We start from the raw sequence: 18,752 nt of genomic DNA, 5'->3' as shown, positions 1-18,752 counted from the left end.
CTGGCGCGGCGCGACCGACCCATGGAACGCGCGACCGCGCCGGCGAGCGCCAGCGCGACCACCGCCCCGGTCATCGCCACGATCAGGGTCAGGGACGAGCGCGAGGAGCTAGAGCCTCGTCCCTCCCGAGAAGCGGGCGCGGCGGAGGAGGACGAGGCCGGGGAAGCGGGCATCGCCGTGGCCTCCAGATCGACCGTCCCCGTGGCGCTCACGTCATCGCTCACCTGCGTCCACGTCACCGTGCTCGCGTCCTTCTTCGTGGAGGATCCCGGCGACGTGATGGCACCCCCGGCAGAGGCCTCGACGATCTCGGAGGCGTGCGCGACCAGGGTCACGGAGTCGATGGAGGCGAGCGCCTCCGGGGAGGAGAAACCCTCCAGGAGCGAGGCGGACACGGAATGAAAATGGAACACCCCGCCGTCGTCCACCGTCAGGACCTCGGCGCCGCTATCGTCCAGATCCCACGTGAAGCGGCAGGCTGCCACCCCGTTGACCTCAACGGACACGGTGGAGGTCGCGCGCGCACCGGTGCCCATCGACTGGCACTGCTCGCTCAGCAAGGGCGCGTCGGTTGATAGCGTGACCTCGTGGGTGGCCGACACGCCCGGCGTGACGTCGTAAACCTCGGCAAGGTGAATCGGCGTCGCCTCGTCCGCGAAAGCGGGAGTGCTCGCAACCGTGAGCGCCACCGCGCCAGCGGCGCACGCAAGTGCGCGGGCGATCCTCACTGGTCCTCGTCCTCGGCGCGCAGGCGAGGAACCGAGGTCTTCGCGGGATTGACGCCCACCTTATCCGCGTAGAAGGCTCGGATCACGTCCATGTCCGCGCGGACGTCGCCCGTCAGGCGGTAGGTCGGCCCCCACCCGAAGGTCCGGGTCGTGCGGTCAATAAAGCCCAGCTGAATCGGCACGTCCGCCTCCATCGCGATGCGATAGAAGCCCGACTTCCAAAAGTCGCGAGGCGAGCGCGTCCCCTTCGGCGTGATGCACAGCGTGAAGGAGTCGGATTCGCGAATGCGCCCTGCCACCTGGTCCACCAGGCCGTGCGCGGCGCTACGCTCCACGGGAACCGCGCCGATCTTCTTGACGAACCAGCCGAGCACCGGGGCCTTGACGACGGAATCCTTCACGAGGAAGGAAAAGCTGCGCCCGCTCTTCCACATCGACACGGCCATGAACACGCCGTCCCAATTAGAGGTGTGCGGGGCGCCGATGACGATGACCTTATCGGGCAGCGGCTCGGTGGTGAGCGTCCAGCGGGACACTGCTAAGTAGGCGGAGGCGAGAGCGCGCGTGAGAGCCATGGGGGCCTTTCTTGTTCGTAGCTGCCCCCAATCGTACTCGCGCTCAGCTCAGTCGAGTGCCTCCACAGCGAGGGTCTGCGTCATGATGTGAGGGTGACCCGGCCACAGCGTGAGCGCCCTCTCACGCACCGCCCCGGTTTCGACGCATACGAAGTGCTGCCACTCGCCCTCGCCGACGTCGCTCATGCCCGCCGCCGCCTGCGACCAGGGATTCCACACGATCGTCGAGCCCGAGCCGTTCTTGTCGACGATGATGCGTCGATCGAGCTTGGGGTCGACGACCTGAACCTGCTGGGTTGTCGTGTAGACGCGGTCGGTGGGGCCGACGAAGGTCACGTCCCCGACCTGGGTGGCGAAACGGCCTCGGACCTTGTCGAAGTAGCGGGCCCCGTCCAGGCCCTCGACCGTCACGTCCTTGACGTCGCCGACGGCCAGGTAGGTGTGCATCGCCGCCTCGATCGCGAAGGGGTGATCGTCCTCGTTCGTCAGGGTCAGGCTCATGTGGAGCTCGGAGCCGGCGCTCACGTCGAGGCGCGCGCAGAACGAATGGGGGTACAGGGCGGAGGTCTCGCCCGTGTGGTGCAGTTCGAAAGAAAACGAGGCCGGGGCGTCGTCGGCGGGCTGCGTCGAGGCCCGCAGCGCCCAGGTGGTGGTGCGAGCGAAACCGTGCGCGCTGGCGCCCGCTCCCGGGCGGGCGGGGGAATCCTCGGGGCCGCCGAACCAGGGCAGGCACAGGGGGACGCCGCCGCGGATCGCACGCGTGCCATCCATGACGGCGCGGGATGAGAGCCACAGGACGTCCTCGTCGCCGGTCGGGCGCCACGACAGGAGGTGAGCACCGAAGGGGGAGATCAGGGTCGAGGATGAGGGAGTGGATGCGGAGAGTGTGGCTATGTCGCTCATGAATATCAGTTAAATGTAGGGGGAGATAGTCGGTCAAATAGACCGATTGGTTTGTTCAGAGGGGGCGGTGACGTGGTGGATGTCGCAGGGTGGCGTGCGCGTCGCCCTCCGTATGCGGATATTCTGGAGAGGTCTGTGCGTGGAATCGGTCAGTCGGCCGATCGTCAAGCGGGCTTCTGTGCCCCATCACACGCAATAATAGGTGTCCACATGTGAGGAGTCCACATATGTCCACGCGTCCCGACCTGCGAAACGTCGCGATTGTCGCACACGTCGATCACGGCAAGACCACGCTGGTTGACGCAATGCTCTGGCAATCCGGAGCGTTCTCCGAGCGTGACACGGTCGAAAAGACAGGTGAGCGCGTCATGGACTCCGGTGACCTCGAGCGCGAGAAGGGCATCACCATTCTCGCCAAGAACACCGCTGTCCACTATCGCGGCCCCGCAGCGCAGGCCCTGGGCCTTCAGGACGGCGTTACCATCAACGTGATCGACACCCCCGGCCACGCCGACTTCGGCGGCGAGGTCGAGCGCGGCCTATCGATGGTCGACGGCGTCGTCCTCATGGTCGACGCCTCCGAAGGCCCCCTGCCGCAGACCCGCTTCGTCCTGCGCAAGGCCCTCCAGGCCCACCTACCCGTCATCGTCGTCGTCAACAAGGTCGACCGCCCCGACTCGCGCATCGACGAGGTCGTCTCCGAGACGACCGACCTGCTCCTGTCGCTGGGTGAGGACCTCATGAACGAGGGCATTGACATCGACGTGGACTCCCTCATGGACGTCCCCGTCGTCTACGCCTCCGCCAAGGTCGGCAAGTGCTCCCTGGACAACCCCGGCGACGGCCAGCTGCCCACCGAGGACCTCGAGCCCCTCTTCGAGACCATCCTGAACCGCATCCCCGGCCCCAGCTTCGACGAAGACATGCCCCTGCAGGCGCACGTCACCAACCTGGACGCCTCCCCGTTCCTGGGCCGCCTCGCCCTGCTGCGCATCCACAACGGCACCCTGAAGAAGGGCGCCGACGTGGGCCTGGCGCGTCACGACGGCACCATCCAGCGCGTCCACATCTCCGAGCTGCTCGCCACCGAAGGCCTCGAGCGCGTCTCGACCGAATCCGCCGCCCCCGGCGACATCGTCGCCGTCGCCGGCATCGAAGACATCATGATCGGCGAGTCCCTCGTCGACCTCGAGGACCCGCGCCCGCTGCCCCTCATCACCGTCGACGACCCGGCCATCTCCATGACGATCGGCATCAACACCTCGCCCATGGCCGGCCGCGTCAAGGGCGCCAAGGTCACGGCCCGCCAGGTCAAGGACCGCCTCGACCGCGAGCTCATCGGCAACGTGTCCCTGAAGGTCCTGCCCACCGAGCGCCCTGACGCTTGGGAGGTCCAGGGACGAGGTGAGCTCGCGCTGGCGATCCTCGTGGAGCAGATGCGCCGCGAGGGCTTCGAGCTCACTGTCGGCAAGCCCCAGGTCGTCACCAAGGAGATCGACGGGGTCCTCAGCGAGCCCATGGAACGCATGACGATCGACATCCCCGAGGAGTACCTCGGCGCCGTCACGCAGCTCATGGCCGCCCGCAAGGGCCGCATGGAGACCATGGCGAACCACGGGTCGGGCTGGATCCGCCTCGAGTTCGTGGTCCCCGCCCGCGGCCTCATCGGCTTCCGCACGCGCTTCCTGACCGAAACGCGCGGCACAGGCATCGCCTCGTCCATCGCCGAGGGCTACGCCCCCTGGCAGGGCACCATCGAGCAGCGCCTCACCGGTTCCCTCGTCGCCGACCGCGCCGGACAGGCCACCCCGTATGCGATGACGAACCTGCAGGAGCGCGGATCCTTCATCGTCGAGCCCTCCTCCGAGGTCTACGAAGGCCAGGTCGTGGGCGAAAACCCGCGCGGCGAAGACATGGACGTGAACATCTGCCGCGAGAAGAAGCAGACGAACACGCGCAGCGCCACCGCCGACGTGTACGAGTCCCTGACCCCCTCGCGCAAGCTGACCCTCGAGGAATCCCTTGAGTTCGCGGCCAACGACGAGTGCGTCGAGGTCACGCCCGAGGCCGTGCGCGTGCGCAAGGTCGTCCTGGACGCCCAGGAGCGCTTCAAGATCGCCGCACGCGAGCGCCGCGCCAACCGCTGACACCCGAGGCCGACCCCCGTCGCCCGCTACAGGGACGGCGGGGGAGGCACGACCTTTCCCGTCACCATCGTGGCAGCATCCACCCGGACCGGCCCCCGCCTCGTCGCGACCGTGACGTGCGTGGGAGCCACCTCCAGGGCCTCACCGAGCGCGTCGTGCAGGCCGTCCGCCAGGCGGTAGCGGATCACGATTCTCTGACCGACCTCGAAGCGCATCCACGGCAGGGGAGGAATTGCGCGAGGGGGACGTGCGGAAATTTGCTCGCGTGCCCCCTCCGCCTCGCTCCGCTCATTCGGCGGCATCAAGCGGTTTTCTGCGGGATCGGAGGCGGAGCGTGACTCTGGGCTACTCATACGTGAATAATAGAATCTAACGAGTCTTTAGAACTGACCAGGAGGAACGTCTCATGACCTACGTCATCGCGCAGCCCTGCGTGGACGTCAAGGATCGCGCCTGCGTGGACGAGTGCCCCGTCGACTGCATCTACGAGGGCGCCCGCTCGCTCTACATCCACCCCGAGGAGTGCGTGGACTGCGGCGCATGCGAGCCCGTGTGCCCCACCGAGGCCATCTTCTATGAGGACGACCTGCCCGAGGAATGGTCGGACTACCTGCGCGCCAACGTCGACTTCTTTAACGACCTGGGCAGCCCCGGCGGCGCCCAGAAGACCGGCGTCCAGGACTTTGACGATCCGATGATCGCCGCGCTGCCGCCTCAGAATGAGGAATGGAAGTCCGAAAATCTCTGACAGTCGATAGGGTAGGGGTATGACAACGATCCTGCCTCGCCCTCTTGACCTGCCCGAATTCCCCTGGGATCAGCTCGCGCCCGCCAAAGCACGCGCGGCTGAGCATCCCGGGGGAATCTGCGATCTGAGCGTCGGAACGCCCGTCGATGACACCCCCTCCTTCATTCGCGATGCCCTCGCCGACGCCTCCAACGCACACGGCTACCCCACGGTGATCGGCACCGCCGAGGTGCGCGACGCGATCGCGGCGTGGGGTGCGCGCCGAGGCATGGTCAACGTGGGCCCGGCCGGCGTCATCCCCACGATCGGCTCAAAGGAAGCCGTCGCGTGGATCCCCTTCCTGCTCGGCGTGCGACCCGGCGACACCGTCCTGGTCCCCCTCGTCGCCTACCCGACCTACGACATCGGAGCCCGCCTGGCCGGCGCCACCCCCGTCGCCGTCGACCCGACGAACCCCGATTCCTGGCCCGAGGCCACCCTGGTCTACCTGAACTCGCCCGGCAACCCCGACGGGCACGTCATGAGCAAAGACCAGCTGCGCGCCGCCGTGAGGTGGGCGCGCACCCACGGCGCCGTCATCGTCTCCGACGAGTGCTACGCGGCCCTGCCCTGGGCCGAACCCTACGTGAGCCAGGGGGTCCCCTCCCTGCTCGATGCGCAGGTATGCGACGGCGACGCGAGCGGCCTCATCGTCCTGTACTCGCTGTCCAAGCAGTCCAACCTCGCGGGCTACCGAGCCGCCCTCATCTACGGCGACCCCACCCTGGTCGCCCCCATCGTCACCGCGCGCAAGCACTCCGGACTCATGGTCCCCGCCCCCGTCCAGCACGCGACGGCGATAGCCCTGGCCGACACCGAGCACGTTCAGGCGCAGCGGGCCGTCTACGCCGTGCGCCGCGCCCTCCTCCTCGAGGCCCTGACCGAGGCCGGCCTCGACGTCGACCCCGACAGCGCCGCCGGCCTGTACCTGTGGGTCGCCGACCCCGCCCACCCCACCGACTCGTGGGCGCTCGTGAATCGCCTGGCCGATCTCGGTATCCTCGTCGCTCCCGGCGACTTCTACGGCACCGCCGCCCACGGGCGCGTCCGCGTCGCCCTGACCGCCTCCGATGAGCGCATCGCGGCCGCAGCGCAGCGCATCCGGCAGGCCTGGTCCGCGCGCTAAGGGACGCGCCGACACGACGAGGCCGGGACGCTCAGCGCGCCCCGGCCTCGTAACGTCTACGCGATCAGTTCGACGCGTGCAGCGCGTCGTTGAGCTCGATACCCACCACGCCCGCGCGGGCGATGGCCTCGATGCGCCCCGTCTGCGAGTTTCGGCGGAACAGGATATTCGATGCCCCCGACAGCTCGCGCGCCGCCACCGTGCGCGGCTCGGCCTCACCAGACGAATCGATAAGCGTCACCTTCGCGCCCGCGGTCACGTACAGGCCCGCCTCGACGACGCAGTCGTCGCCCAGCGCGATACCCAGGCCCGAGTTCGCGCCCAGCAGGCAGCGCTCGCCCAGGCGCACGCGCTGCTTCCCGCCGCCCGACAGGGTGCCCATCGTGGAGGCGCCGCCGCCCACGTCTGAGCCGTCGCCGATAACGACGCCCTGCGAGACGCGGCCCTCGACCATCGAACGGCCGAGCGTCCCCGCGTTGAAGTTGACGAAGCCCGCGTGCATGACGGTCGTGCCCTCGGAGAGGTAGGCGCCCAGGCGCACGCGCGTACCGTCGGCGATACGCACGCCGGGCGGCAGCACGTAGTTGACCATCGGGGGGAACTTGTCGACGCCCTGCACGGTCACGGGGCGGCCATCGCGGGCGCGCAGGCGCAGGCGGGTGGCCTCGAAGTCGGCAACGGAGCACGGGCCGGCGTCCGTCCACACGACGTTGGGCAGCACGGCGAAGATGCCGTCCAGGTTGATTGTGTTGGGCTGAACCAGGCGGTGGGAGAGCAGGTGCAGACGCAGGTAGGCGTCCTCGGTCGAGGCGGGAGCTTCCTGCAGGTCAATCGTCGTGGTCACGACGACCGTGCGCACGCGGCGCGCATCATCCACGCGCTCCAGGAGCGCCAGCGAGGTCGCCAGCTCCTCGTCGTTTCCGGGTTCGCCCAGGCGCGGGGCGGGGTACCAGGTGTCGAGAGTCGTTCCGTCCAGGGTGATCGTTGCGAGGCCGATGCCCCATGCAGTGCTGTTGTCCATGCCCCTACAGTACGGGGCGACGGTCGGGTGATTGGCACCGAAACTCAGGGGCGCGGCGCATCCCACAGGTCCGGCCAGAACACCCCGAGCTCGGTAGCCATGGAGCGCAGCAGCGGCAACGAGATGCCGACGACCGAGTGATAGTCGCCCGTCACTCCCTCGATGAAGGGGCCGCCCAGTCCGTCCACCGTGAAGGACCCCGCCACGTGCAGGGGCTCGCCCGTCGCCACGTAGGCCTCGATCTCGGCATCTGAGATGTCTCCGAAGTGCACGAGGGTCGAGGCGGAGCGCGTCACCTGGCGTTCGATCCTCCGTTCCTCCCCGCGTGAGGAGCGCGCGTCCCCCTGCGAGGGCAGTGGGGCCAGGATCGCCGCCGAATGGCCGGTCCACAGGGTCGCGGTCGTGCGACGCATGGCTGCGATGCGCTCGCGGGCCACCTCGGGGGTGTGGGGCTTGCCGAGCATCTGGCCGCCGATCTCGAGCATCGAGTCGCAGCCGACGACGAGGACGGGCTCGCCGGCGGGAAGCTCGGCGTCTCCGCGCCTGAGCGCCTCGCATACGTCGGAGCATTTGGCGGCCGCGAGGGCGCCGACCTCGTCCGCGGGGGTCGTTGTGCCCCCGGAGAGGGCGCGCCCGCCGGGCAGGGACGCCAGGAGAGCATCCTCGTCGACGGTGGAGACGCGGACGATTGGGGTGATGCCCGCGGCGCTCAGCGTGGCTCGGCGGGCGGGGGAAGCGGAAGCAAGGACGAGGCGCATGCATCCATTGTGGACCACTGTCGCTTGGGTGCGCACTGAAGTTGAAAAATGGTGCAAAAAAGCGGATTGTCGCAGGTAAACGTGCAAATCGCTGGTGGAAAACAAATCAGCCTACTACAATTGTCAGTGTGTGAGGCCATATTTCGGTGTGACCTTAAAAAGTGATCTAGTATACCGATCAGTAGCTGATGTGGTGTTGAGTCAGCCCGACACGAGGAGGGATTCGCGATGGATGAGCGTGCGGCGTCGTCCCATGGCGCTCCCGATGACCTCACCGCAACCAGCTACGTTCCTCGGCTGCTCGGTGGTCATCTCACGTACTCTGCCCGCGACCTCTCGGAGGCCACAGACACTCCGATCGAACGCGTCATGCAGTTCTGGATCGCCCTGGGATTCCAGGCTCCCGATCCTGACGAACCGGCGTTCTCCCAGCGGGACCTGGACGTGTTTGGCAAGTGGCACGACCTGGTCGAATCCGGTGCCATTGACACGGCCACCTCGCGCTCGCTCCTGCGCGCCAACTCCCATCTCGCGGACCGCTTGGCCCTGTGGCAGTACGAGGCCCTGGTGGAGGATTCCTCGCGACGCCTCATGCTGGACGACACGACGGCCCGCATGTACGTCCTGGACCACATGCGCGACTACATCGATGTCTTCCAGGAAATGTTCGTCTACTCCTGGCGTCGCCAGCTCGAGGCCACCCTGTCACGCTTCGACCGGGAGGTGTCCCAGCGCGGGCACGAGGAGCGCCATAGCCGTTTCCCCCTCAATCGCTGTCTCGGTTTCGTCGACATGGTGTCCTACACGTCCTCCTCGACGATCCTCGGGGACGCCCTCGTCGGACTCATCGAGCGCTTCGAGGAAGAGAGCCGCACCGCCGTCATCGAAGAGGGTGGGCGCGTCGTCAAGATGATCGGCGATGCGGTCCTGTACATCGCGGACGATCTGACGACCGGCCTGCGTGTGGCGACAACGCTCATCGAACGCCTCAACGCTGACGATGAGATGCTGCCCGTGCGCGCGTCCTTCGTGCGCGGAGACGTGTTCTCTCGCTCGGGCGACGTCTTCGGGCCGACCGTCAATCTGGCGTCTCGCCTCGTGGACATCGCGCCCGTCGGCAAGATTCTGACCGACCCCGCTACCGCTGCCGCCATCGCCGCGGGCAAGGGCGGGGAGGGCTACAGCCTGGAGGAGTTTCCCACCGCGGACTTGCGCGGATTTGGCCCCGTTTCGCCGTACCTGCTCGCGACACGCGCGGCCTGACGCGGGCCCGAGGAAGCGCGCGGATCGCCGCCTGAATGCCCAACAGACTGGGTCAAGAAAGGTGAAAGTTTTGGTTCGGAATTGCTAAGATGAGCGCGTGACTACAGTTCTCCTCGTTGAAGACGATCCGGCTATCTCCGAGCCCTTGACCCGCGCTCTGGGCAGGGAAGGGTACGACGTGCGCGCGCACGCGACGGGCGCCGAAGCACTCGCCGACATTCGCGGCGTCGACCTGGTTGTTCTGGACCTGGGCCTGCCCGACATGGACGGCCTGGATGTGGCCCGCGAGGTCCGCGCCTCCGGCAACCGCGTGCCGATTCTGATCCTGACTGCCCGCACGGACGAGGTCGACATGGTCGTCGGCCTGGACGCGGGCGCCGACGACTACGTGACCAAGCCCTTCCGCCTCGCCGAGCTCCTCGCCCGCGTGCGCGCCCTCCTGCGCCGCCAGGTCGCCGAGCCCGCCGAGGGTGAGCTGCGCGCCCAGGACGTCCGCATGGACGTCGCCGCCCACCGCGCCTTCGTCGGCGATGTCGAGCTGAGCCTGACCGCCAAGGAGTTTGACCTGCTGCGCGTTCTGCTGCGCGAGGCCGGCTCGGTCGTCGCGCGCGACACCCTCATGCGCGAGGTGTGGGGCTCCGATCCGACCGGCTCGACGAAGACCCTCGACATGCACGTGTCCTGGCTGCGCCGCAAGCTCGGCGACGACGCGACCGACCCGCACTACATCACGACCGTGCGCGGGATGGGCTTCCGCTTCGAGAACGCGCGCTGAACCGGCGATAAAGGAGGGCCGCCATGCGCGCACGCGCGGTGAGGATGATTGTCTCCGTCGTCGCCGTTGTGTGCGTGCTCATGGGGCTGCCCGGCGCGTTCTTCGCGTCGGCCTCCATCTGGGCCTCCGAGCAGCGCGGCCTGGAGATCTCCGCCCAGCGCATCGTCCAGAGCATTGAGCGGCGCCGGGCCGCGGGGGAGAGCACCGACTCCCAGGCCCTGGCCTCCCTGGTCGCCGACCAGGCCGATGGTGGCGACTCCGAACTGAACTACCGGATACTGATTCCCGGCGAGAACCTCGTGACCCATGAAGCCGAGATCCCCGGCAGTACCCTCTCCGCGTTCGCCGAGTCTCCCGGCGGCGTCAGCGTCCAGCTGACCTCGTCGGCTTCAACGGCCGTCACCCGTATCGTGTGGGCATGCGGCATGTTTGCCGCCGGAATGGCGGCATCCATGCTGATCGGCTGGCTCATGGCCCGATCGCTGTCCCGCTCCCTGTCCGCCCCCCTCATCTACCTGGCCGCCCAGGCCGAGCAGATCGGATCAGGCGGCGTGCGCGCCCGCGTCGAGCACTCCGGCATTGAAGAGATCGACCTGGTCTCCGAGGAGCTCGCGCGCACAGGAGAGCGCATGGCCGGGCGCCTCGCCGCCGAACGCCAGGCCGCCGCGGATGCCTCCCACCAGCTGCGGACCCCGCTCACGGCCCTGTCGATGCGCCTCGAAGAGATCGAGTACATCTCCTCGGAGGAGGAGGTGCGCGCCGAGGCCCGCACCTGCCTCGAACAGGTCGAACGCATGACGAACGTCGTCGCCGAACTCCTGGACGTCTCCAAACGCGAAAGCGGCGGAGGGACCGAGGCGATCCACATCCTCGAAGTCTTCAACACCGCCCGCGAGGAATGGGAGGACCAATTCGCCCTCGCCGGGCGCACCCTCGTCTTCCTCGACGAGGCCGAGCGCCCGATCCTGGCCGACGCCGGCAAACTCGGGCAGGTCCTGGCCACCCTCATCGAAAACTCCCTGCGATACGGCGACGGAACGACGCGCGTGTGGGCGCACGCCGGCTCCTCCAAGCGCGGAGTCGTCATCGAAGTCAGCGACGAGGGGCCCGGCATCGACGAGGCCCTGGCGCCAGACATCTTCGAAAAGGGTGTGTCGGGTCACGGATCGACCGGCATCGGCCTGGCCCTGGCCCACGACCTCGCCCAGGCGATGGGCGGGCGCCTCGAACTCAAATCCAACATTCCCCCCATCTTCACGGTGTCCGTGGCCGCGATTCCCGCCTCGCTGGACCCCGACCGCGTCATGCCCGAAGGGCCGCTCATTTCCATGGGACGCCGCTCGCGTCGCTTCTAGGACAGCGGTAGATTGGGGGCGTGGAACGCGAGATGTTAACTCCTCCGACCGTTGCCGTCATCGGCGGCGGACAGCTAGCACGCATGATGCAGGAAAGCGCGATCGCGCTCGGCATCAACCTCCGGGCCCTCGTGGAGGCCGACGACGGGTCAACCGGCCAGGCCACCGTCGACAAGGCCACCGGAGCTCCCTCCGACCTGGACGCCGTCCGCGCGCTCATCGACGGCGCGGACGTCCTCACCTTCGAACACGAGCACATCCCCGCCGAGACCATGGACGAGGCGGCGCGAGTCGTGTCCGTCCAGCCCCCCGCCAGCGCCCTCCTGTATGCCCAGGACAAGCTTGAGATGCGCGCCCGCCTCGCCGACATGGGGGTCCCCTGCCCCGCGTGGGCGCGCGTTTCCGACGCCGAGGAACTCGAACGCTTCGGCGCTGTCATCGGCTGGCCCCTCATCGTCAAGACCCCGCGAGGCGGCTACGACGGGCACGGCGTGACCGTCGCCCACAGCCCGCAGGACGTGGCCTCCTGGTGGGGGAACGGCCCCCTCCTGGCCGAGGCCCTGGTGCCCTTCACCGGGGAGGTCGCCGCCCTGCTGGCACGCAGCCCCTCCGGCGAGGTCGCGTCCTGGCCGGTCGCCTCCACCGTGCAGGTGGACGGCGTGTGCGCCGAGGTCACCGCACCCGCCGTCGGCATCCGCCCCGAGACCGCCGCCGAGGCCCGCCGCATCGGCGAACGCATCGCCTCCGAGCTGGGCGTCACCGGCGTCCTCGCCGTCGAAATGTTCGTCGTCGGTGAGGGAGCGGACGAGCGCGTGCTTGTCAACGAGCTGGCCATGCGCCCCCACAACACCGGCCACTGGACCATCGACGGGGCAGTCACCAGCCAGTTCGAACAGCACCTGCGAGCTGTCCTGGACCTGCCGCTCGGCTCGACCGACCTCAAGGCGCCGGGTACGCACGTCGTCATGGTCAACCTGCTCGGCTCCGCTCACCACCAGCCCGCGCGCGCCCTCGCCGCTGCCTTCGCCGCCGGGGGAGGGACAGCGAAAGTCCACCTCTACGGCAAGGAAGTGCGCCCGGGCCGAAAGCTCGGACACGTGACAGTCGTCGACAAGGACCCGGATCTGGCCCTGACGCGTGCACGTGCCGCCGTCGCCGCCCTGCGGGGCGCCGACGCCACCAACTAACCGACCGCCCACCCCGGGCCGTGCGGCGCTCGCGCCCCGGCCTCGTCCCACCCGAAAGGACCGCCCATGACCACCGACCTCGACATCCAGCTCACGGCAACCGGCGAGGGTCCGCTCGTCGGCGTCGTCATGGGCTCCGACTCCGACTGGCCCACCATGGAACCCGCCGTCGCCGCCCTGGCCGAATTCGGCATCGCCTGCGAAGTCGGCGTCGTCTCCGCCCACCGCATGCCCGAGGACATGGTCGCCTACGGCCGGTCTGCCTCCGCGCGGGGCCTGCGCGTCATCATCGCCGGCGCGGGCGGCGCCGCCCACCTGCCCGGCATGCTCGCCGCCCTCACCGAACTGCCCGTCATCGGCGTCCCCGTCCCCCTCAAGCACCTCGACGGCGTCGACTCCCTGCACTCCATCGTCCAGATGCCGGCCGGCGTGCCCGTCGCGACCGTGTCCATTGCGGGTGCACGCAACGCCGGCCTGCTCGCCGCCCGCATCCTTGGCGCCGGCGAAGGCGAGCGTGCCGAGACACTGCGCGGCGCCATGCGCGACTTCCAGAAGGACCTGCGCGACGTGGCCTCCGCCAAGGGCGCCGCGCTCGCCGAGCGCGTCTCGCATCGCGCCTGAGCGCGCCGGAGCACCCCAACACAAGCCCCGTGCGGGTAGCCACGGGGGCTCGCCGCGTCGTATCCTGAACGCATGAGCATTCTTGTTTGTGGCGGCGCCGGCTACATTGGCGCCCATGTTGTCCGTCTCCTGCGCCAGCGAGGGGACCGCGTTGTCGTCGTCGACGACCTGTCCACCTCGAACGCCGCGCGGATCGGGGACACGCCCCTGGTTCGCCTCGACGTCGCCACGGACGAAGCGCGCTCCGTCCTGTCCAACCTCATGGTGGACGAAGACGTCACCGCCGTCATCCACTTCTCCGCGCGCAAGCAGGTCGGCGAATCCGTCGCACGCCCCACCTGGTACTACCAGCAAAACATCGGCGGCATGGCCAACGTGCTGGCCGCCATGGAGGACACCGGCGTCGACCAGATGATCTTCTCCTCCTCGGCTGCCGTCTACGGCATCCCCACCGCCGAGGTCGTCACCGAGGACATGGCCGGCCACCCTATCAACCCCTACGGTGAAACCAAGCTGATCGGCGAATGGATGATGGCCGACTGCGAGCGCGCCTGGGACCTGAAGTGGATTGGCCTGCGCTACTTCAACGTCGCCGGCGCCGGATGGCCCGACCTGGCCGACCCCGCGATCATGAACCTCATCCCCATGGTCCTCGACCGCATCGAGCGCGGGGAAAGCGCCAAGATTTTCGGCACCGACTACGACACCCCGGACGGCACCTGCGTGCGCGACTACATCCACGTCCTGGACCTGGCTGAGGCGCACATCGCTGCCCTTGACGTCCTGGCCGAGGGCCGCCAGCCCGATCACCACACCTACAACGTGGGAACCGGCCTGGGCACCTCCGTGCGCGAAATCATCGACGGCCTGCGCCGCGTCATCGGCTGGGATTTCCCCGTCGAGGAGCTGGATCGGCGCGCCGGCGACCCGCCCAAGCTCATCGGCGACCCACTCTCCATCGGCGTCGACCTGGGTTGGAAGGCCAACAACGGCCTCGACGAAATCCTGACCTCCGCCTGGGAGGGCTGGCAGGCTGGTCCGCGCCCGATCACCGTCCCCGGAGCCTGAGCGCGCGGACAGCGCGAAGAAGCCCGGCCTCGGTCCCGAAGAGGGACACGAGGCCGGGCTTTCGTATCGGCGGCGGGCGCGGCCTAGACGCCGTCGACCTGGTTGAGGTCGGAGGTGGTGAGGGTACCGGCCCGCAGCTTGGCGAAGAAGTCGCCCGCTGTCGTGTCGCGCAGCAGCACTGCCGAGGCGCCGGCGCTGGTCGTGAAGTTCAGCGACTCGATCGGCGGGACGCCCATCATCTGATTCGAGGAGGCGCTGCGCAGCGCCATGACGAGGGAAGCGACCGTGAGGACGGAGGAGTCCTCGTCCACCGTGAAGGACTTCGAGCCCGCGCGCTCCACGCGCAGGGTCTTCGCGGGGTTCACGAGGGTCGCGGGGGAGGCAGCCGAAGCGATCACCTTGGAGATGACCTGGCGCTGGCGCTTGGTGCGCCCGATGTCGCCCTCGGGGTCCTGGTAGCGCATGCGTGAGAACTGCAGCGCGGTCGTCCCGTCTACCGTGTGGCAGCCCGCGGTCCATGTCAGGCCGGAGTACTGGTCGTCCGCGTCGTTGTCGTAGCACAGCTCGACGCCGCCGACGGCGTCCACCATGTCGGGCACGGCGCCCATGCCGATCTGGACGAAATGATCGACGGTCAGTCCAGTGAGCTTCTCGACCGTCTCGACGAGCAGCTGGGGGCCGCCGTAGGCGTAGGAGGCGTTGATCTTGTCCCAGCCGACCCCCGGGATCTCCGCGTAGGTGTCGCGGGGGATCGACAGGGCGACCGTTTGGCCGTTGGGCGCGACGTTGACCAGCATGATCGAGTCGGCGCGCTCGGACTCGTCGAAGCCGTCCTTGACGGCGCCGTCGGCGCGCGAGTCGGAGCCGGCCAACAGGTAGGTGGTGCCGGGCGTGTCGGCGGCTCCCGATAGGGCGCTGACCCGCCCCATGTTCGTGTTGGCGTCCCACAGGAGGAAGCCGCCCCACGCGAGGACGATCACCAGGAAGAGGCACAGGGTCTTCAGGATCGGGTGGCGGCGCCTGCGGCGCGGCCTGGGGGCCGAGGCCGGGGCGGCGCTGCGTGGGGGTGCCACGGGAGCGGCCTGGGAGCGGTTGATCGTCACCTGGCGAGGCCCGTTGCCCGAGGGCGCGTAGGTGCCCGAGCCGGAGGCGGCGGGCTGCGTGGCTCGCCCGGAGCCGGGCGCATACGACGGCGGGTTCGAGGCCGACGCGGGCTGGTAGGACGGGGGCGCCGGCTGGGGTGTGGAACGCCTCGGGAAGATCGGCGAGGAGTCGCGCTGCGGCTGGTCCAGGGTACGAGGCATCAGCGGGCGCGCGGCGTCGGCCTCGTCCTCAGAGATCCTCCACATCTGCGGCGCTATCGCCTCCGGCGGGGGAGTGGGCGCGCCGCTTCGGGCATCTTCGCCGACGACGTGAGCGTCATCGGAGCCAGGGCGGCGTCGTTTCGGGTCGGGCGTAAACGAGGGAGGAGTGCTCATTTGTCCTTCGGCGGGCAGGTAGCCGCGTTCTGCTGGGCCGCGGCCTCGTTGGCCGCGTTGTTGTCGACGGAGGCGGACTGCTCGGTGTTATCCGCGGGGTTCGCCTTCGAATCGTCGCTCGGGCCGGCGGTTGCCGACGGCGTCGCCGACGGGGTCGTCGACGGAGTCGTCGTGGGGGGCGCGGTGGCCACGGTCGGGTCGGGCACGACCAGCTGGGCGCCGTTACCGTCCGTAAAGGTCGTGCCCACGGGCAGGGCCTGGTCGTTCTCCAGGGCGTTCCACACGTTGCGGGCCAGCGGCTCGGAGGGGATGCGGCGGTTCGGATCCCAGGAGGGCTCCTCGACCGGCATCGTCACGAACTGGATGTTGGAACGGTCGACCTTCTGCAGCACGTTGATCAGCAAGGAAGCATCCGCGCTGGCGTCGCCCAGGTTCGGGGAGACGTTGACGGCCTGGATCGCGGCCTGCAGGAAGGTGAGGAGCGCGCCGGAGTCGGTGACGTAATCCTTGGCCTGAAGCTCGCGCAGCATCGCGGAAATCAGCTGCTGCTGGCGGCCAATGCGCGAGATGTCGGAGCCGTCGCCTTGGGCCTTGCGCGAACGCATGTAGGCCAGCGCGTGCGTGCCCGACAGCTTCCAGCAGCCCGCGTCGATGTAGAGCTGAGCGGAATCATCGTCGATGCGCTCGGGGATGTTGAACCAGACGCCGCCGAGCGCGTCGATCATGCGCACGAAGCCCGCGAAGTCAACGACCATGAAGGCGTCGATTGTCATGCCGGAGAGCTTCTCGACGGTGGACTTCACGCAGGCGATGCCGGGACCGACGTCCTCCGGAGCATCGCCGCCGTCCGCGCCGTAAACCATCGCGTTGTTGAACATGTCGTCGCTGGTCGGCTCGCTGACGGTCCCGTCGCGGTGCTTACAGGCGGGGATGTCCACCAGGGTGTCGCGCGGGATCGAGACGATCTGCACGCGCGAGCGGTCGGCGCTGACGTGAATGACCATCGTCGAGTCGTTGCGCAGGCCGGGAACCTCGTCCTCGTCGCCCGCGCCCAGCTCGCCGCTGGCGCCGCTGCGAGAGTCGGTGCCGACCACGAGGATGTTGACGGCGCGGCCGTCGAAAGAATCCGGTGTCGCCTTGGTCTGGCCGTCGATCGAGTAGGCATCGATGTTGACGACGCGGTTGGCGAATTGCGAGATGAGGTTGGCGTAGAGGAAGCCGCCCGTTGACGCAACGAAGAGAACGCCAGCCATCACAACGGCGAGCGCATATCGCACAAGTCCAAAGCGGCCGTAATTGACAGCCGAGTGCTGGATCGGTCGCAGATTCACGTTACTCATCACTTGTAACCATATCGTTATCCGGCGTATTTGTCGGGGAAGCGGGGCAGGAAGCGGCGCGTTCCACTTCCTGCTCGCCCTCGCGCTGAGCAGTGGGGGTGGGGGCGTTTTCCCTCGTCGTTTCAGGGGAAAGGACGTGTGAGAGGGCGAGGGCGCGGGCGAGCGAGGCCACACGCGCCTCCATGCGCGCCTCACGCCGATAGGCGGTCACCATCTGCGCGATCAGCGCGATGACGAGGCCGTAGACGATCAGATTCACCCCGCGGTCGACCCCGATGGCCCGGGCCAGCGTGTTTGCCAGCGAGGGGACGAGGATCGCCACGATGGCGGCCGCGACGAGCGCGCCGATGCCGATGCGGCGCAGGGCCAGGGAGGACGCGGAGGACACCGGGCGAATCAGCCACCAGGCGGTGGCAGCCAGCGCGGCGATCAGGAGGACGCGGATCAACAGGTAGGCGCTCATCGGCCCCCCAACGCCAGGTCGACGACGATGTTGACGGAGTTGAGCAGGGGCTGGCCCTTGGCCCGCGAGTAGTCCGTGTAGGAGATCGTCACGGGGTGCTCGGCGCCGGGCAGGCCGCAGGTGGCCAGCTGGGACACGATCTGCGAGGCGTGAGCCATGCGCGCGTGGGTCAGGTGCACGTGGGCGAGGGCGTCAGCGCGGATGACGCGCAGCCCGTTGTGCGTGTCGGTCAGGGCCATGCCCGTGCGCGCTCGGGCGGCAAGAGCCCCGATGCGCAGCATGGCGCGCTTGAGGGCACCGACGCGGGCATCCCCGCCGTCCAGGAAACGCGACCCGAGGACGAAGGCCAGGTTCTCCTCGTCGGCGCGCGCGACCATGGCCGCCGCCTCGGCGGGGTCGTGCTGGCCGTCGGCGTCGAAGGTCACCACGTAGCGCGCCCCGCGCGCGAGCGCCGCCTCAAAACCGGTCTGCAGCGCGGCACCCTGCCCTAGGTTGATCGGGTGCGTGGCCGTGTAGGCTCCCGCCGCGCGCGCGATCGCCGCGGTGTCGTCGTCGGAAGCGTCGTCCACCACGAGGACGCGGGGGAAGAGAGAGCGCACGCCAGCAACGACGCCCCCGATGACGGGCGCCTCGTTGAACGCGGGGATCACGACCCACGTGTCGGAGCGCATCTGCATTGACTTAGTGTCGCACATCGGGGTGGGCGCGCGCCTATAGTGTTGCTATCTGGTGGAACACCGCCGAAGCGGCGCGCACGCGCGCGTGAGAACACACGAGGGAGATACCGTGATCGAGCCCAGCGCCGACGTGGCGCCCAGCGCCCGGGTCGCCGACAGCGCGCGCGTGTGGCACCTGGCGCAGGTGCGCGAGGACGCGTGCATCGGCGAGGAGACGATCGTCGGGCGCGGCGCCTACATCGGCGAAGGCGTGAGAGTTGGGGATCGCTGCAAGATCCAGAACTACGCCCTCATCTACGAGCCCGCCTCCCTGGCCGACGGCGTCTTCGTCGGCCCCGCCGCCGTGTTTACGAACGATCACGCTCCCCGCGCCATCAACCCCGACGGCTCACTCAAGAGCGCCTCGGACTGGGATCGCGTCGGCGTCACCGTCGAGCGCGGCGGCGCCATCGGGGCGCGCGCCGTGTGCGTGGCCCCCGT

Annotated in this window: 19 protein-coding genes and 1 pseudogene; 10 read left to right on the top strand and 10 right to left on the bottom strand. The window is 68.7% G+C overall.

Annotation, left to right across the window (positions count from 1 at the left end):
• From HMPREF1138_RS00275 to HMPREF1138_RS00265, 3 genes are all read right to left on the bottom strand, one after another.
• The coding region (locus tag HMPREF1138_RS00275) for a hypothetical protein (RefSeq protein WP_039936253.1) at positions 1-728 on the bottom strand (728 nt) is incomplete at its 3' end.
• A complete protein-coding gene (locus tag HMPREF1138_RS00270) occupies positions 725-1,303 on the bottom strand; it encodes a 1-acyl-sn-glycerol-3-phosphate acyltransferase (RefSeq protein WP_009055071.1) in 579 nt (192 codons plus the stop codon). The genes HMPREF1138_RS00275 and HMPREF1138_RS00270, both read right to left, overlap by 4 nt.
• 48 nt (positions 1,304-1,351) lie before the next feature.
• Positions 1,352-2,206 carry a D-hexose-6-phosphate mutarotase gene (locus HMPREF1138_RS00265; protein WP_009055074.1) on the bottom strand — a complete coding sequence of 285 codons (855 nt, stop codon included), beginning with the start codon at positions 2,204-2,206 and terminating at the stop codon, positions 1,352-1,354.
• 227 nt (positions 2,207-2,433) lie between these two features.
• On the opposite strand from HMPREF1138_RS00265, the gene typA reads away from it, so the two are divergent.
• Positions 2,434-4,353 carry a translational GTPase TypA gene (gene typA, locus HMPREF1138_RS00260; protein ID WP_009055090.1) on the top strand — a complete coding sequence of 640 codons (1,920 nt, stop codon included), beginning with the start codon at positions 2,434-2,436 and terminating at the stop codon, positions 4,351-4,353.
• 26 nt (positions 4,354-4,379) lie between these two features.
• On the opposite strand, the gene HMPREF1138_RS00255 is transcribed toward typA, so the two are convergent.
• Positions 4,380-4,706, bottom strand: coding sequence for a putative acetyltransferase (locus HMPREF1138_RS00255; protein ID WP_039936250.1), 327 nt, complete (start codon positions 4,704-4,706; stop codon positions 4,380-4,382).
• A gap of 53 nt (positions 4,707-4,759) precedes the next feature.
• On the opposite strand from HMPREF1138_RS00255, the gene fdxA reads away from it, so the two are divergent.
• Both fdxA and dapC read left to right on the top strand, forming a co-directional pair.
• Entirely contained in the window at positions 4,760-5,101 is a 342-nt protein-coding gene (gene fdxA / locus HMPREF1138_RS00250; protein WP_009055063.1) for a ferredoxin, read from the top strand.
• Positions 5,102-5,120: 19 nt separating this feature from the next.
• The gene (gene dapC / locus HMPREF1138_RS00245) at positions 5,121-6,266 is read left to right on the top strand and encodes a succinyldiaminopimelate transaminase (protein WP_009055086.1); all 1,146 of its coding nucleotides are present in this window, start codon (positions 5,121-5,123) and stop codon (positions 6,264-6,266) included.
• A gap of 64 nt (positions 6,267-6,330) precedes the next feature.
• Here dapC and dapD read toward each other — a convergent pair whose 3' ends face one another.
• Positions 6,331-7,287, bottom strand: coding sequence for a 2,3,4,5-tetrahydropyridine-2,6-dicarboxylate N-succinyltransferase (dapD, locus tag HMPREF1138_RS00240; protein ID WP_009055053.1), 957 nt, complete (start codon positions 7,285-7,287; stop codon positions 6,331-6,333).
• A 44-nt stretch (positions 7,288-7,331) separates the two neighbouring features.
• Entirely contained in the window at positions 7,332-8,045 is a 714-nt protein-coding gene (locus tag HMPREF1138_RS00235; RefSeq protein ID WP_009055082.1) for a Maf family protein, read from the bottom strand.
• A 228-nt stretch (positions 8,046-8,273) separates the two neighbouring features.
• Here HMPREF1138_RS00235 and HMPREF1138_RS00230 point away from each other — a divergent pair, with 228 nt between their 5' ends.
• The 6 genes from HMPREF1138_RS00230 (at position 8,274) to galE (ending at position 14,314) form a co-directional block, all read left to right on the top strand.
• Positions 8,274-9,308, top strand: a complete 1,035-nt coding sequence (locus HMPREF1138_RS00230; RefSeq protein ID WP_009055069.1) for an adenylate/guanylate cyclase domain-containing protein — start codon at positions 8,274-8,276, stop codon at positions 9,306-9,308.
• A 97-nt stretch (positions 9,309-9,405) separates the two neighbouring features.
• Complete coding sequence (locus HMPREF1138_RS00225; protein WP_009055079.1) at positions 9,406-10,083, top strand: response regulator transcription factor; 678 nt, start codon at positions 9,406-9,408, stop codon at positions 10,081-10,083.
• Between the two features lie 23 nt (positions 10,084-10,106).
• A complete protein-coding gene (locus HMPREF1138_RS00220) occupies positions 10,107-11,438 on the top strand; it encodes a sensor histidine kinase (RefSeq protein ID WP_009055077.1) in 1,332 nt (443 codons plus the stop codon).
• A 32-nt stretch (positions 11,439-11,470) separates the two neighbouring features.
• On the top strand, positions 11,471-12,625 hold the full coding sequence (locus HMPREF1138_RS00215) for a 5-(carboxyamino)imidazole ribonucleotide synthase (RefSeq protein WP_009055088.1): 1,155 nt from the start codon (positions 11,471-11,473) through the stop codon (positions 12,623-12,625).
• A 66-nt stretch (positions 12,626-12,691) separates the two neighbouring features.
• Positions 12,692-13,246: a 5-(carboxyamino)imidazole ribonucleotide mutase gene (gene purE, locus HMPREF1138_RS00210; protein ID WP_009055067.1), complete on the top strand. Its 555-nt coding sequence runs from the start codon at positions 12,692-12,694 to the stop codon at positions 13,244-13,246.
• Positions 13,247-13,318: 72 nt separating this feature from the next.
• Positions 13,319-14,314 carry a UDP-glucose 4-epimerase GalE gene (gene galE, locus HMPREF1138_RS00205; protein ID WP_009055054.1) on the top strand — a complete coding sequence of 332 codons (996 nt, stop codon included), beginning with the start codon at positions 13,319-13,321 and terminating at the stop codon, positions 14,312-14,314.
• Between the two features lie 83 nt (positions 14,315-14,397).
• Here galE and HMPREF1138_RS00200 read toward each other — a convergent pair whose 3' ends face one another.
• From HMPREF1138_RS00200 to HMPREF1138_RS00185, 4 genes are read right to left on the bottom strand one after another with little or no spacing between them, the layout of a single operon-like run.
• On the bottom strand, positions 14,398-15,792 hold the full coding sequence (locus HMPREF1138_RS00200) for an LCP family protein (protein WP_009055060.1): 1,395 nt from the start codon (positions 15,790-15,792) through the stop codon (positions 14,398-14,400).
• Positions 15,789-17,132 carry an LCP family protein gene (locus HMPREF1138_RS00195; RefSeq protein WP_202898324.1) on the bottom strand — a complete coding sequence of 448 codons (1,344 nt, stop codon included), beginning with the start codon at positions 17,130-17,132 and terminating at the stop codon, positions 15,789-15,791. The genes HMPREF1138_RS00200 and HMPREF1138_RS00195 overlap by 4 nt, the downstream gene beginning before the upstream one ends.
• Positions 17,125-17,595: a DUF2304 domain-containing protein gene (locus HMPREF1138_RS00190; RefSeq protein ID WP_039936242.1), complete on the bottom strand. Its 471-nt coding sequence runs from the start codon at positions 17,593-17,595 to the stop codon at positions 17,125-17,127. Before HMPREF1138_RS00190 ends, HMPREF1138_RS00195 begins: the two co-directional genes overlap by 8 nt.
• Positions 17,592-18,272 carry a glycosyltransferase family 2 protein gene (locus HMPREF1138_RS00185; RefSeq protein WP_009055084.1) on the bottom strand — a complete coding sequence of 227 codons (681 nt, stop codon included), beginning with the start codon at positions 18,270-18,272 and terminating at the stop codon, positions 17,592-17,594. The genes HMPREF1138_RS00190 and HMPREF1138_RS00185 overlap by 4 nt, the downstream gene beginning before the upstream one ends.
• A 109-nt stretch (positions 18,273-18,381) precedes the next feature.
• On the opposite strand from HMPREF1138_RS00185, the pseudogene HMPREF1138_RS00180 reads away from it, so the two are divergent.
• A pseudogene (locus HMPREF1138_RS00180) lies at positions 18,382-18,752 on the top strand (N-acetyltransferase); the annotation flags it as partial.

The organism is Actinomyces sp. ICM58 (assembly GCF_000283035.1).
Lineage (GTDB): Bacteria > Actinomycetota > Actinomycetes > Actinomycetales > Actinomycetaceae > Pauljensenia.
This window is presented reverse-complemented; position numbering and strand designations above follow the sequence as displayed.